The sequence below is a fragment of the Sedimentisphaera salicampi genome, assembly GCF_002117005.1.
Lineage (GTDB): Bacteria > Planctomycetota > Phycisphaerae > Sedimentisphaerales > Sedimentisphaeraceae > Sedimentisphaera > Sedimentisphaera salicampi.
On the sequence record NZ_CP021023.1, the window covers coordinates 1,086,060 to 1,101,560 of the forward strand.

Annotated in this window: 10 protein-coding genes; 9 read left to right on the top strand and 1 reads right to left on the bottom strand. The window is 42.1% G+C overall.

The window, feature by feature from the left end; all coding sequences use genetic code 11:
- Positions 1-39 precede the first annotated feature (39 nt).
- The gene (locus tag STSP1_RS04020) at positions 40-1,200 is read right to left on the bottom strand and encodes a XylR family transcriptional regulator (RefSeq protein WP_085755116.1); all 1,161 of its coding nucleotides are present in this window, start codon (positions 1,198-1,200) and stop codon (positions 40-42) included.
- Positions 1,201-1,389: 189 nt separating this feature from the next.
- Between STSP1_RS04020 and STSP1_RS04025 the strand changes: the two genes are divergently transcribed.
- From STSP1_RS04025 to STSP1_RS04065, 9 genes are all read left to right on the top strand, one after another.
- Positions 1,390-2,037, top strand: a complete 648-nt coding sequence (locus STSP1_RS04025) for a PEP-CTERM sorting domain-containing protein (protein ID WP_085755117.1) — start codon at positions 1,390-1,392, stop codon at positions 2,035-2,037.
- A gap of 22 nt (positions 2,038-2,059) precedes the next feature.
- Complete coding sequence (locus STSP1_RS04030) at positions 2,060-3,946, top strand: hypothetical protein (RefSeq protein ID WP_085755118.1); 1,887 nt, start codon at positions 2,060-2,062, stop codon at positions 3,944-3,946.
- 83 nt (positions 3,947-4,029) lie between these two features.
- Positions 4,030-4,854 carry a type II secretion system protein gene (locus STSP1_RS04035; protein ID WP_085755119.1) on the top strand — a complete coding sequence of 275 codons (825 nt, stop codon included), beginning with the start codon at positions 4,030-4,032 and terminating at the stop codon, positions 4,852-4,854.
- Positions 4,855-4,874: 20 nt separating this feature from the next.
- The gene (locus tag STSP1_RS04040; protein WP_085755120.1) at positions 4,875-6,581 is read left to right on the top strand and encodes a GxGYxYP domain-containing protein; all 1,707 of its coding nucleotides are present in this window, start codon (positions 4,875-4,877) and stop codon (positions 6,579-6,581) included.
- Between the two features lie 25 nt (positions 6,582-6,606).
- Complete coding sequence (locus tag STSP1_RS04045; protein WP_085755121.1) at positions 6,607-7,722, top strand: glycoside hydrolase family 130 protein; 1,116 nt, start codon at positions 6,607-6,609, stop codon at positions 7,720-7,722.
- Positions 7,723-7,753: 31 nt separating this feature from the next.
- Positions 7,754-10,078 (top strand): hypothetical protein, encoded by a 2,325-nt coding sequence (locus STSP1_RS04050; protein WP_085755122.1) that lies wholly within the window; start codon positions 7,754-7,756, stop codon positions 10,076-10,078.
- A 17-nt stretch (positions 10,079-10,095) separates the two neighbouring features.
- A complete protein-coding gene (locus STSP1_RS04055; RefSeq protein WP_085755123.1) occupies positions 10,096-11,976 on the top strand; it encodes a sodium:solute symporter family protein in 1,881 nt (626 codons plus the stop codon).
- Positions 11,977-11,979: 3 nt separating this feature from the next.
- On the top strand, positions 11,980-13,602 hold the full coding sequence (locus tag STSP1_RS04060) for a sulfatase family protein (RefSeq protein ID WP_085755124.1): 1,623 nt from the start codon (positions 11,980-11,982) through the stop codon (positions 13,600-13,602).
- An 11-nt stretch (positions 13,603-13,613) separates the two neighbouring features.
- Positions 13,614-15,407, top strand: coding sequence for an arylsulfatase (locus tag STSP1_RS04065; protein ID WP_085755125.1), 1,794 nt, complete (start codon positions 13,614-13,616; stop codon positions 15,405-15,407).
- The last annotated feature ends 94 nt before the right edge of the window (positions 15,408-15,501 follow it).

The following is a 15,501-nucleotide window of genomic DNA, read 5'->3' on the forward strand; positions in this document are numbered from 1 at the left end:
CAACACCTTTTTGCGTATTTATATCACCAAATAGCGAACTTAAGGTTTTGCTTTTAGTTCTGAATTAGATTTTCGGAAATCCTCGGGATTTACCCCCGTTGCCTGTCTAAAGTATCTTGCGATGTGCGCTGGAGATGAATACCCAAATTTTATAGCTATCTGATAGACTGAAAAATTAGAATCCAAAAGCATATCGCTAATGTATTTAATGCGTACTTTTTTTATTTCCTCATAAATTGTACGGTTAAGATGTTTTCTGAATTTTTTCTCAAGGGCACGCCTGCCTATAAAAGATGCGTTTTCTAATACATCTGTAACTTGAATTGGATTTTGGGCATTTTCCCTTATGTATTTAACTGCTTTTGAAACATCCGCGTCATCTACTGCTATTACATCCGTAGATCCTCTTGTAATAACCCTAACTGCACTTGCAATTATTGTTTGTTTTTCAGGATATTCCCCTGACATCAGCCGGTCAAGGAGCTTTGCCGCTTCGAAACCCGCTTTTTTCTGATTTATAGCTACACTTGAGAGTGCGGGTTTGGTGAGACTGCATACTAACTGATCGTTATCAATTCCCAAAACAGCAATCTCATCCGGGACATTAATGCCGGCGTTGTTGCACAATTCAACTATATAATGTGCCTTTTCGTCGTTGCAGGCAAGCATCCCATTAGGCTTGGGGAGGCTTAAAAGCCATTCTGTAATTTTCTTTTCACTTTTTTCTGTAAATTCATTTTTGAGGGTAAAATTCTGCACATCAAGGCCGCTTTGCTTTATGACGTGCTCAAACCCCTTGAACCTGTCGTCCGACCAGTAACTGTTGCTCATACCGCAAAATGCAAATTTTCTGAAACCTCTGTCAAGCAGATATTCTGCGGCAATTTTCCCCGCGCCCAGACCATCGCCAATAATATTAGGCAAGCCTGAAATCTGCCTTTGAGAATGGGGAGCTATGATAGTTGGCAATTGAAGAGAAAGCAGTTTTTCTAATATTTCCTGATCGTGCGTTTCTCTGATAATTATCCCATCTGCGTTCCATTGTTTGAGCTTCCGGTGAGTTTGCCCTTTCTGTCCCAGGCTTGTGTAAAACATCCAAGGGCCAAATAAGCCCGAATAATTCGCTATCCCCTCCAGCAGTCCTCTGGCATAGGCATGAGAGGTATCTATAAACAAGATTACTTTTTTTGAAGCAGGCATAAAAAAATCCTTAAAAAATTATTATTGAAAATTATAACGAAAAAAATTTCGAAATGTTCGCAAAAAGGTGATGGATATGCGCAAAGTGGGTTTGTTTGTGTTTGATGTTAGATGTATGATTCTTAGCAGAAACTAAATGTTAAAGCAAGCGTTTTTAAGATTTGTTAAACAAAATGAAAGGAAGAAAAAATGAAAATGGGCAGCCTTCAAAAAAGTTTCGGTTTAATGTTGGCAGTTTTGGCAGCATTCGCGTTCTCTGCTTCAGCCAATTTTATAATGAATCCAGGTTTTGAAACTGAGGACAAAAACGGAGTTGATGATGCTAAATACTGGTTCGATGACGATGGAATCAAGGGGCAAAGAACAGATTCTGTTTCTATGACAGGAGACTGGGCTATGGAGGTTTTTGATTCTGGCACTTGGATACCGGTTTCACAGTGGGTAGATATTACAGACGGTGAAGGCAATCTGATTGATGCGGGCGGAATGGAATTCGAAATATCAGCATGGGCATTATACACCGACCCCGATTTTTCAAGAACAGGTATTTTAAAAGCCGAATTTTGGGGTTCAGGGTCTAAGCTTGGTCAGGAAGATACTTGGTTTTTGAACAACAATGATCCAATTGATACATGGAAGCAGGGAGTTATAAATGCGACAGCCCCTTCAGGTACAAACAAAATAAAGCTTCAGTTTATGAACGGAACCAGCGGTAGCGGAAGCATTTATTTTGATGATGGGAATGTTTCGGTTGTCCCTGAACCTGCAACTTTTGCGGTACTCGGAATAGGCGCACTTTTCATGCGAAGAAAAAAACAGAACTATCAAATAAGGTAAATTGTCAGGAGTAAAAGCAATTATGACAAAAATAAATTTAACTGCAGTCATTATTTTTTCAATACTCGCCTCAATTGCATCTGCGGACTTTCAGGCCGTAAGGAATGCTGGTTTTGAGGAAGAGGGCGCTGCGGGTTCAGCAGACGCAAAGTACTGGATAAGTGATTCTGGAGACTCAGGTCAGCGTCAGCAATCCCAAGCTTATCACGGGAGCTGGGGGATTGAGGTTTACGGAGACGCAACTTGGGGAAATGTAAGTCAGTGGGTTGACATGAGAGATGAGATGGGTGATTTGGTCGATATGGGCGGTGAAACAGTTACCGCTGTTGTAATGGCCAAATACACAGATCCCAATTTCACAAAAGAGGGAATATTAAAGATTGAGTTCTGGGGTGATAATCAGAAAATATCGGATGCTTCAAACTGGTTTCTTACGAATTCCGATCCTGCTGATACATGGAAGAAAGGTGAATTAACAGCCGAGATTCCCGAAGGAACTCAAAAACTCAAGGTTCAGTTAATGAACGGGACAGACGGTGAGGGCTCGGTGTTTTTTGACACCTGCTATGCTTATTTAAGCAGCGCACCTTCTGTTTATGAGTACACAAATTACTCGGAGAACCACAGTTTTGAAATCGAAGATAAAAACGGCTCGACTGACGCTATGTCTTGGTTTGATGACGAAGGGATTAAAGGAGAAAGGCAGTCCAGCATTTCCCGTACCGGCGATTGGGGGATGAAAGTTTACGACAGCGGAAACTGGGTTAACGTAACTAAATGGATTGATTTCAGAGATGATAATGGTGATCTCATTGATGCCGGCGGAACGCCTCTTCATATTGAGGGTTACGCCAAATACATTGACTCGGGTTATTCCAAAACTGGGATTTTGAAAGCAGAATTCTGGGGTTCAGGCAGCAAGATTGGTCAAGCTGACAACTGGTTTTTGAGCAATTCTGATCCAATTGATACTTGGAAACTTGGCAAAATAGACACTATTGCCCCTCCGGGAACAAACAAGATTAAGCTTCAGATTATGAATGGAACCAGTGGCAACGGAAGCGTTTATTTTGATGATGTTAGAGTGCTTGTGCCGGAACCGCTCTCTATGGACTTCGACGAAAACTACCTGATTGATTCTGAGGACTTAGAAGAGATCGCAGCAAACTGGCTTGCAGACAATTACTCAGGGCCGGAAAAAACAGATCAAGTTCTTGACGACTTTGAGATCTACGGAGAGAGCGATCCTAACATAATTGATACTTGGTCTCCCGTTGCAAACATTCTCGGACAGTCGAGCTTGGAACTTATTACCGACTCTTCGCAGGCCTACGAAGGAAGCCAGACGCTGCGTTGGAGCTATTACCCGTTAGGCGATGGATACGGAGAGTACACAGGAATAATGTACGAGCTGCCGTCAATTGTTGATATAAGCAAATATGATGAAATGCGGCTCAGGGTTAAAAGACACTCAGGCAACAGTCTTGAAGACAGCCTGTATTTAAGATTTATGGAGCCGGGTGTAGTTAGAACAGAGCTCAACGATGAACACGATATGGCAAGGGCGTCCATCCAGGCAGTTGACGGCTCAACGAAATTCCCTGAAGATGAATGGGATGAATGGGTAATAGATCTAAAAGAAGATCTCTGGTTTAACAGTGCCCATAATGCTAACGGCTATTATTCCCTCCCTGATATGACTCAGCTGGGTGCAATAGTGATAGCTGTTTACAACAATCCTAATGACGGGGAATATATGGAAACAGGGCTGATTGATGTGGATAACATCGAACTTCTGGATTATTCCCCGACATGCTCTGAGGATTTGGCGGTTGATTTGAATAATGACTGCGTTGTAAACCTTATCGATTACAGCATATTAGCAGAAAAATGGCTGCTCGGTGAATAACCTAAAATCAAACAGTGCCCTGCTGCTTTTCCTGCGGGGCACTTAAAAGTTTGTAGAAAAAAATACATTAAGCAGGAAATCAGATGAATAAAAACAAATTAACTAATGAAAAGGGTTTTACTCTTATTGAGCTTTTAGTTGTAATATCGGTGATAGCCCTTTTGATTTCTATAATTATGCCAGCACTGAGCGAAGCGAGAAAGATGGCGCAAAAAACCACTTGCGGTTCTAATCTGAGGCAGTGGGGAATTGCCCTGAGCTCTTATTCAAACGACTTTGATTACAAAATTCCTACAACTTACCAGACATCCTACAAGAGAAGGCATCCTGCTATAACTGCTGGTTCTTTAAATGGTCCAGGTACAACTCCCGTTCCCGGCGGACATGTAGGCGAATTCACTATACCTGTTATGAACCCGTATCTGCCTTTCAATAAAGAAGACGGGGAATACAATAATGTATGGAAATGCCCTGCCCAAAAAAGCGTAACAAAGCTTTGGGACACGTCGTGGAACGGGGACGGCTGGCTTCATATGTGCTACAGCTACTTCGCTGGAATCAGCAAGTGGGATCAGCGGATGATGACGGTTTCTGAACCCTCAGACATAACCGATATGAGGCTTTCAGGGAAGAAAATAATCATGGCCGATGCCCTCTACAGATGGCAGGCCGAAGGAACTTGGTGGGTTAACCACGGAGAATCAGGTTCTTATGTACACAACCCCAAATATGGAATAAAGGTTCTTAGAGGTCCGCCCGAAATTCAAGGACAGAATCGGCTCTACGGAGACGGCCGTGTTGAATGGAATAAAGGCAGTCAATATGACCCAAAGGCAATGGAAGAGATTTCTCCTGACACTTCTCATGTAATTGTAGGTGGAAGAGTGGGCAGCGCAGTCTTTTATTAATCCCATTTGGGGCTTAGAAAATGAAGCAGAAGATAGATCGCATACGTTTCCCCCACAACAAACTGCTTTTGCCAATTCTTATTGTGCTCTCAGTATGGAATTATGTTTCGGCCGAAGCGGCATCATCAGAAAAGAACTCTTATGTTTTGGACATTAAAGGCTATACAAAGCAGAAGATTGTTGCCGCTGAAACAGTTCAGGGGATAATTAACCGAAAGCAAGCAAAGCTTTTTCTCAATACAGGAAATGATAACAGATGGGTAAGCTACAGCAAACACCTTTCAAAATCTTTAAGGTGGGAAACGGTAAACCATGCATGGATAAATCATTTCAAAAAGAGTGGCTTTTGTTTCACGCAGCTTAATGGTTTCGAAGACCTTATTAAGTCTGCATCTGACAGACTCAAAGGTGTTGTAATTTATGATATTGAAGCAAATGCGGGAATTCCTCTGGCAGTAACGATTGCAGGACTCAAAGATGCTGCGGCTGTTACAAGAGAGTTGTATAACTCTTCAGATGCTTTGAAAAAATTGCCGATTGCATTCGATCTTTCCCGCCTTCCAGATGACAAGTATAAGAGATATGATTGGGCAATAGAAAACATACTTCCGCAATGTTCTGAAAATGCGGCTTTTTCCTATAGAAAGGGAGCAGGTGTATATTCTTTGGATATAGCAGCAGCAGAGCGGATGTTCGTTTACAATCTTTTGCACCTCTCAGAAGACGTTTTACCAAACGACAAAGAAAAAGAGCAGTGCCTTAAGGAATACGGCACGTTAAACCATAAGGATCGCAAGTATGTTGATATAATCTTGGCTCATCTTCAGCCGCTCAGCCCTGTTTGGGGTTGGGGCAAGCCAAGTGAGGCGACATTCAGGAATGTACTTACTCAAAACGATTGCTTTGTAATGTGTGCAGAAGTGCCGAACATTTCTTTCCTAAAGAAATTGCCACCCGCAAAAAAACCATTTAAACAGAATCATATAAGACCTGAACAAGTTAAGCTTGAAGATAAGTATTATATCGCCTTTATGGTTAGTGAGGGTGATACGATTAAGTCTATGGGATCTATGATGAATGTGCACGGGGGCAACTGGCTATCCCCATGGAGAGACAAAATCAAAATAAATTGGGGAATTTCCCCCTGGCTCTGTGAAAACTATCCAGGCCTTATGGATTATTATTATAGCACCAAAACTGAACACGATTATTTTTTTGATGCGCCTTCGGGTTATGCTTATTTATCTCCGCATCATTTGAGGAAATCTCTATTGCTTGATTTTGCTGAAAAAACCAGAGAGTCAAACAAAACAGCGGATACTCGGATAGCTGATATCTGGTATTTTTATCCGTTGAAGCCTGAAAAATTTCGTTACAAATGGCTTTCTTTAATGGATCTTGAAGGTCTGACTCAATGGGATGATAAGCAGTATGTTTCGTTCGTGGAAAACTGCCCGCCCATAGTACACAGCAACCATTACTACGATTATCGTGATATGGATGCAGAAAAATATGCAGAAATGCTGCAAGAGGAAATGAAACAAACAGCCCCGCCGTGGTTCACAGTAGTCTACGGCGGGAATCCAAGATATTTTTATCAGGTTAGTAAATCTCTGCCTGAAGACAGATATAAGATTGTTAGTTTGGATGAATTTTTTATAGCAACAGCAAAGGCTGAGGCTAACATCAAAGACAAAACAGTCGAAAGAACTACTGACGCAAATTAACCAGCATAAAGGAGATATATAGTAAATGAGATTCAAACAAAATCCGCTTATAACGCCCTCGGATGTAAAAGCCAGCCGTCCTGATTATGAAGTGGTTTGTGTTTTCAACCCGGCAGTAACAATATACAGGGATGAAATTATACTTTTGCTTAGAGTAGCTGAAAGACCTATACAAACTAATGGTTATATCTCTGTGGGTGTTTTGGATGTTAATTCCAGCAGAGGCGACTACGAAAACATTCACATATCGCGTGAAGCCGAGTCTTTAAATGACAAGGACTGTCGTGTGATCAATTATAAAGGCCAAAGCTACACCACCACAATCTCTCACCTGCGAATTGCAAGAAGCAAAGACGGGGTTAATTTCAAGATTGAAGATAAGCCTTTCATTAGCGCATCAGGGGTCCACGACCGCTATGGAGTGGAAGATGCGCGAATAACACAAATCGACAATGATTACTATATAACTTTTGCATCCATCTCTTCTGAAGGCGTTTCTACTGCTTTGGCTAAAACCAGCGATTGGAAAAGCTATGAGTACCTTGGGATTATATTCGCGCCTATGAACAAAGATGTAGTAATTTTCCCTCGAAAGATTAACGGCAAATATATTGCTGTTCACAGACCTGATGCCGGTGAGTTTGCAAGGCCATCAATGTGGCTTGCGAGCTCTCCTGACCTGAGTCATTGGGGCGAAAGCAGCCTTCTTATGAAAACACGTGATAATATGTGGGACAGCCACAGGATTGGTGCAGGGTCAGTTCCTGTGGAAACTGAAAAAGGCTGGCTGAGCATCTATCACGGATGTAACGAGTTCAGCGAATACCGCTTAGGCCTGCTTCTGCAAGCTAAGAATGATCCTTCAAAAATTATCTTCAGAAGCAGTGAACCGTTGATGAGTGCCGAAGAAGAATACGAACAAAATGGTTTTTTTAATCACGTTGTATTCACAGATGGATTAGCGTATTTTCCTGAGCAAGACAGAATCTTTTTGTATTACGGGGCCGCTGATTTGTGCGTTTGCGGTGCTGAATTCAGCTTTTCGCAGCTTTTATCTAAAACTGATGGGGGTTACAAAAACCCTGATCGCAATTTTTCAGACAGATTGAGCTCAAAAACAAGTAAAATCAGCAACATTTAACAAAGTGATAGCGATTATCAAAGGAGACAATATGCAGTTTAGGCCCCAATGTGTTTTCTTTTTATTTCTTGCAAGTGTTTGGGTTTCATTGCCGCTGTATGCCGAAAAATCGTACAGCAGGAAGCTAAATTCAAACACCGATATTGATTTGCAGCAGATAATAAATAACAGCAGCGAACACTGGAGATGGCTGAGTCTTCCCGGCAGCCGTTTAGTTCTTAATCCTTCTTGGGAAGTCAAAGAGCCTATAGGGGCAATGCGAAAGGATCTTGCCCTTGATATCGGCTATTGGTTTGGGGGGAAATGCTGGAAACTAAGAGATGCTGTCGCGATCACGGCCTCGGAGAATTCCAAGATCAAGGAAAACAATACTTTAAGCCTAGCCAGCGCTGAAGAATTCACTGAGATAGAAACTTGGCAAACTTCCAACCTCAATTCAAAAGCTACTGAATATGGGCTAAAACTTACCTCAGAAAAGGACTACGGTTACGCAGCCTTCGAGCTGCCTTCAAGTTTCAGCTTAAAGAAACTTAAGGTTTCAATAGATATTGCAGAAACAGACGGAAAATGGGGACTGAAATTCAATTCAGGCAAAGGCCCGGACAGGCCTGTTGTGGTGGCTCAAACACACCATACCGGGTTGCATACTTACAATGTTGACCTTTCTGAAATGAAAAATAAGGGCAAAAAACCTTTGGTTAAGATATTTGCTGTAGGCAAGGATAAAAGTGTCTGGATTAGATCATTGAAGCTCACAACAGTCCTTGAAGCTGGCAAAGAGGCAGAAGAGATTCACACTGCATGGCAGCCCCATAAACTAACCTTCAAATCAAAATATGAAGGCTATAATATTATGATGCAGGGCTTCGATTCTCTAGCGGGGGATAATACAGTTGTAAGACAAATTGAATTTTCAAATCCCTGGCAAAGATATGTTTACCTTTCAGGTTTTTTCAATAACTGCAATTTGCTTTCCGGGGAAGCAGGCGTTTTAGTTTTCGGAAGAGAAGAATTTAACTACGCAATTTCATTTTTCAAACAATCTGCAAATGGCCGACTGAGAAGGATCAAAGCTAAACCAAATTTTTATCAGGATTTCTGGCTGTTTAAGTATAAACCGGCAAAAAACGAAACAATGGTTGTCTCGATTGGGTTTTCAACTGTTTCAGAAGGCGTTGAAACTGCTTTAGAGAGAGCTGAAGGCATATCGGCAAAAGAGGACATACTCGCCAGCACCACAAGCAGGTGGCAGGAGCTTTTGAATAAGATTCCTGTTCCCGAAAATTTCGGCATCGAAAAAGTGCACCCAAGAGGGATATCCGGAGATGACCATAAACTCTTCTATTATGGTGCTTGGTGTTTTCTGCTCTCAGACATACTCCCTGTTATGCCGGAAAACAAATACGGTTATCCTCAGATTGCCACAGGCAAACCTTCCGGCTGGAATGCAGGGGCATCGAAAGCAAAAGCAACAGCTGCATGGGACAGTTTTGTTGCCCAGCAGCTTCTGGGGCATATTTGTCCCCAAACAGCATGGGACGCTTTCGAAGGAATTATGACGCAGGTCGATCAGACCGGCTGGCTTGAGGGAGAATGCCTACCTTCCAGAAAAGCTCAGACAGCATGGGTGCTTTACGATATCACCCAAAACATAAACCGTCTTGAAAACGTCTATCCGGCAGTAAAAAGATATCTGCTCTGGCGAGAAAAAAATCCTCGCTGGATTTATGAAAGCCATAACATCCCTTCAGAAAAAGACAGCAGTTTTATTACTGCCTGGCTGGCTGACGTAAAACACGCTATTAAAATTGCTGAAACTCTCGGCAAAGATGAAGATGTTCAGATGTGGCAGCGGCGGTATAAGGCAATGATCCCCAAATACAGGAAATGGCTGTTTCATACAGACGGCAGTTATCCTGAGAATTTCTACTTTACTGATAGAGGCAAACATTCGCACCCTTCAAGACCTAACTCTGAACAGTCTTATGTATTAAAAGGGCTTTATATAAGCGATCTGCCAGAAAAAATGAATCAGGATTTGATCAGGTATTACGAAGACGTGCATAATCACAATGAAAGGCTTGTCGGCTTTGATTTTATCAAATACCCTGAAGCTCAGTATATTGCTCTAGGCCTTATAGAACAAGGCCTGCATGAAAAGGCTCAAGAATTCATAAACGCCATAATAAGAGATACCGTTATTACAGGAGAGTTCACAGAAGTGCTGGAAAAAGGTAATACTGAACCTGCAGGTGTTGTACCAAGCTTATTCACTGCTGTGCAGATGATAGATTTTACGTTAATGAAAAATCATATCCGTTTGGACAAAGGCAAACTTCAGCCGCTGGATTACTAATTTTTTAAGGGAGAAATATGAATCTTTCATTAATTGATATCCTGATTATAGCATTATATTTAGTTATTATTATTGTAGGCGGTTTCCTTCTTAGCCGAAAAGCCTCAAAAAACATTCAGGGCTACTTTCTAAGCGGGAAAACCGTGCCTTGGTATCTTCTCGGTTTATCCTGCGCATCTTCCAGTTTTGATATAGCTGGTACGATGTGGTTTGTTTATATAATATTTGTTTACGGGATGAAGGGAGCTTGGCTTCCATGGATGTGGCCCACGTTTATAACCATTTTCCATATGGTCTTTTTAGCCAAATGGATGCGCCGTTCAGGTGTAATGACAGGTGCGGAATGGCTCAAAACCAGATTCGGAGATGACCGTGGTTCTCAGCTTTCCCAGCTGAGTATTGTGATATTTGCTATAATAGCATCGATTGGATTTTTGAGCTATGCTTTTGTCGGTATTGGTAAATTCGCAGCAACATTCCTCCCTTGGGAGCTTTCTCCAAACGCATATGCAGTTATTCTTATGCTGATTACGGCAACTTATGTTGTAGCAGGTGGAATGTTCAGCGTAGTTCTCACTGATATTCTGCAATGGTTCTTTTTGACAATCTCTTCTGTTGTTATTGCTGTAATTGCATGGATAAAGGTCTCGCCTGAGAAGCTGAAATCTATGGTGCCCGAGGGTTGGGGAGATTTATTCTTCGGCTTGCATCTTAATCTGGACTGGTCTGAACATATAGCTTCTGTGAATGAATCAATAGCCTCCGACGGCTGGTCTCTATTTTCAGTGGTTATTATGATGATGGTTTTCAAAGGGATACTTATAAGCCTTGCCGGAGTAGCTCCGAATTTTGATATGCAGAGGATTTTGGCGTGTAAAAGCCCGCGTGAATCATCGCTTATGAATTTTTTGATATCTATCGCATTAGCCCCCAGATGGCTGATGATTGGCGGAATAGCTGTGCTTGGAATAGTTTACTACAGCCCCGATATGAATTCGGGCGGAGCTGAGATGGACTTTGAAAACATACTGCCATATGTAATGAACAATTTCCTTCCCGCAGGCTTGCTTGGGATTCTGCTTGCCGGCTTGATTTCTGCCTTTATGTCAACTTTTGACTCAACAGTAAACGCTGGAGCTGCTTATATAGTGAACGACCTTTACAAGAAGTATTTCAAACCTAAGGCTTCGGATAAAGAATACGTCTTAGCGAGCTATGCAGCCTCTTTTCTTCTGGTGGCGGCAGGTATTTTCTTTGGGCTTATGGCCAAAGACATAAATCAGGCGATGCAGTGGATTGTTTCCGGACTTTATGCCGGATATGCAGGGCCGAATATTCTGAAATGGTACTGGTGGAGATTTAATGGCATTGGTTATTTCTGGGGGATGATTTCAGGGATAGCCGCTGCATTATTTATGCCAAAATTATATCAGATTGCAGCTTGGATTATGCCGGAAGTTCTCTCTGGTGAGTTCTCGCCGCTTTATGGTTTTCCGTTTATAGTTCTGATTTCAATAACAGTGAGCATTGCTGCGAGTTTGCTAACAAAACCCGAAGATGAAGAGGTACTGAAAAGGTTTTACAAAAGCGTAAGGCCTTGGGGTTTCTGGAAACCTGTTTACGAGAAGGTAAGACAAGAAGACCCTGCTGTTGAGGCAAACAGGGATTTTTTCAGGGATATGGTTAATGTTTTTATCGGAACTGTATGGCAGCTGATGCTTATCACACTACCGCTTTATATGGTTATCCAAAATTGGACAGGAGCTCTGATTTCATGCATTATACTCGCAGGTACTTCTGTATTCTTGAAATTTAACTGGTACGACCATTTGGAAAAAGAATCTGAATATTTTGACTCTCAAATACCAACTGTTAAAGAGCTGATTGAGAAGGAATAAGCTATGGTTCAGTCAATTGATCGACGCACTTTTCTTAAGTCTTTATCTGCCGGCTTAGCTGCAGGGGCAGGCGGCGGCTCTCTCTGGCCTGATGAAACTTTGCAGAAAACCGAACGCCCAAATGTTGTTCTAATTTACATAGATGACATGGATTTTACAGAAATAGGTGCCTACGGGGGCAAAGTTCTTACCCCTAACATGGACAGCCTCGCCTCTGACGGATGTCTTTTTGAAAGGGCTTATGTGGTATCTGCAGTATGTTCGCCCAGCAGATACGGTCTTTTAACGGGCAATTATTCAAGCAGAAGCAATTTTTATAAACAAAGATATAGCTCCAAAGGCGAGCCTCAATGTATTGGAAACTGGCCTGGACCTCTTCTGCAAAGCTCTGAAAAAACTTTCGCTCATGTTATGAAAAATGCCGGCTATACCACAGGCTTTGTCGGCAAATGGCATCTTTCCAATCCTAATGATTTCATTGAAGCTTTAGACAGCGATGCAGATCTCAACGAGCCCGATGTAAGAGAAAAGGTTGATTACAACTACAAAATAATGCAGAAGACAGTGGCCAAGCTGGGCGGTTTTGATTATGTAGAAAGCTTGTATTGGCACAATAAATTCCATCTCGGAGTTCCAAAACCGCTTCAGGTTCATAATATGGACTGGATAACAAAAGGCTCTTTAGACTTTATAAATGAAAATAAACACAGACCCTTCTTTTTGAACATAAACACCACCCTGCCCCATCAGGGAATTTTCCAAAAATGGCATGACCCGAAGGATGAAAGCTGGAAAGAATGGCTTCTTGAAGACAGACGGAAAACGCCTAAAGGTATGCTTGAAAACGCCCCTGATGTTCAGCCTTCCGGAGAAGATGTGATAAAGCGTGTTGAGAAAGCCGGTCTTCATAGTTCAACCTCAATTATGACCTGGATCGACGACAGCATAGGAGCCGTGCTAAAAAAACTGGATGATGCGGGCATATCAGAAAACACTTTAGTAATGCTCATGAGCGATCATCAAACCCGTGGTAAATTTACCCCATACGAGAAAGGCATCCGAGTTCCTTTTATGGTTAAATGGCCTAAAGTGGTTAGGCCGAGTTCAAAATACGGCAGGCTGGTGGGCAATATTGACATTTCAGCAACTGTCCTAGAGGCTTGCGGGATTGATAAATCTCTAGAAGCAGCAAACGACGGCAAAAGCTTTTTACCCTGCCTTTTGGGCAATAGTAAGACTGTAAGGAACTCTCTACTGGTTGAGATGGGCTATTCTAAAGCGATAGTAACAGAGAGGTGGAAATATATAGCGATCAGATACCCTCAGGATGTCAAAAAGCAGATTGAAATGAAGGGGCGAAAGTCTTTCGACCTTACGGGCAGAAACAAAATCAAATACAATCCAAAACTCAAATACTCAGAGCAATGGAAGGGGCATCGGGCAGTCTATGTTAAATTCCCGAATTACTACGATTTCGACCAGCTTTACGACCTTAAAAATGACCCGGAAGAAAGGGTCAATTTGGCTGCCAAAGCTGAATATAAAGACCAGCTGGATGAAATGAAAGATATACTAAAAAAATACATGGAAAAGATCCCTCAAAAATTTGGTGAGTTTAACAGTTGAGCAGTCTAAAAATGAACACAAATACAAGACGCTGTTTTTTGAAAAATGCAGGCCTAATACTAACTTCCTGGTTTTTGGGGGGATGTTCTGTTCAGGGCGAAAGCTTTCGTTCAAATGAGAATACAGACCAGCCTAATGTGGTTTTAATAATGACAGACGATCAGGGGTGGGGCGATGTGCATTCTCATGGCAACAATAAGATCGATACGCCTCAAATGGACGGTCTGGCTGAAGAGGGAGCAAGGTTTGACAGATTCTTCGTAAGCCCTGTATCCGCACCAACGAGGGCAAGCCTCCTTACTGGCAGATACCATCTGCGTACAGGAGCCCACGGCGTTACTGGCGGGCGGGAAAACGTCAGAAGCGAAGAAGTAACTCTTGCAGAACTATTTAAATCCAATGGCTACAAGACAGGATGTTTCGGCAAATGGCACAACGGCGCGCATTTCCCTAACCATCCAAATGGGCAGGGTTTTGATGAGTTTGTGGGTTTCTGCGCAGGACACTGGAACCGCTATTTTAATACAAAGCTGGAACATAATGGCATTTTTTTCAAAACAGAAGGCTACATTACGGATGTGCTCACTGATTTTTCTTTGAGTTTTATAAATAAAAATAAACAAAGTCCCTTCTTTTGTTACATACCCTACAACATTCCGCACGCCCCTTGGCAGGTACCAAAAAAGTATTTCACTAAATACAAAAGACGAGACCTTGATGATAAAACCGCATGCGCTTACGGAATGTGCGAAAATTTCGATGATAATCTCGGAAGAATTCTCAACGCTCTCAGTAAAAACGGTCTTTCTGAAAATACAATCGTACTGTTTTTAAGCGACAACGGTCCTAACAGTTATCGCTACAACGGTAATATGAAAGGCAAAAAAGGAAGCGTTCATGAAGGCGGGGTAAGAGTACCTCTGTTTATTCGCTGGCCGAAGAAAATACAAAGCGGCACAATTGTTTATGAAAATGCTTCTCACATAGACCTGCTACCTACTCTTTCAGAAATGTGCGGGCTAAGCACTGAAAAGTGCTTCAAGCTCGACGGCAGAAGCCTTGTGCCTCTTCTTCGGAGCAGAAACTGCTCATGGCAGGACAGAATAATTTTCACTTTTCCAAGAGGACCGGAATGGAGCTTTCAGGGAGCTGCCCGAACAAGGCGATGGCGGGCAGTGAAGAAAAAAGATAAATGGCTGCTTTTTGATATTCATTCAGACCCGCATGAGGATATAGATGTTTCAAAGCATTATCCCGAAGTTTTGAAAAAATTAAGCTCGGAATACACCAAACTTTATAAGGAAATGGCAGAAGAAGGCTTCAAGCCGCTTCCGATAAGTGTTGGATATCCGTCGTGGGATGAGGTAGAACTACCAGCACATGAAGCAACACTTGAAGGTGAAGGCATTGCTTATAAAGGCAAAAATGGATGGGCACACGACTGGATTGCAGACTGGACGAGCGTAAATTCCTTCGCTGTCTGGGATATTGATGTAGTTGAGTCCGGCTCTTTCAAGGCAGAAGTTAAATATATATGCTCCAGAGATAATACAGGCTGCAAAATAAAAATATCAGCCGGTAACTGTGCAGTGCAAACTGAGATTAATGAAGCGTTTGACCCAGAGCCTTTCCCTCATCGGGATCTGTTGCCCCGGAAAGAAGTGTACGATATGCCATGGAAACAAGTTACAGTGGGAACGCTCAATCTCAGCAAAGGAAGGCAGAAATTAAAAGTTTTGCCTTTAGCAATAAAAGGCAGGGAGTTCATTGAGCTAAAAGCGCTTTTGCTTAAAAGGATTGATTAAAACCAAAAAAATTTGGGCGTTTAGAGAATAGATTATGCCTTTCAAACCAGATTATAAAAATATATTAGATGCTTGCTGTAATATCAAGCCAAAG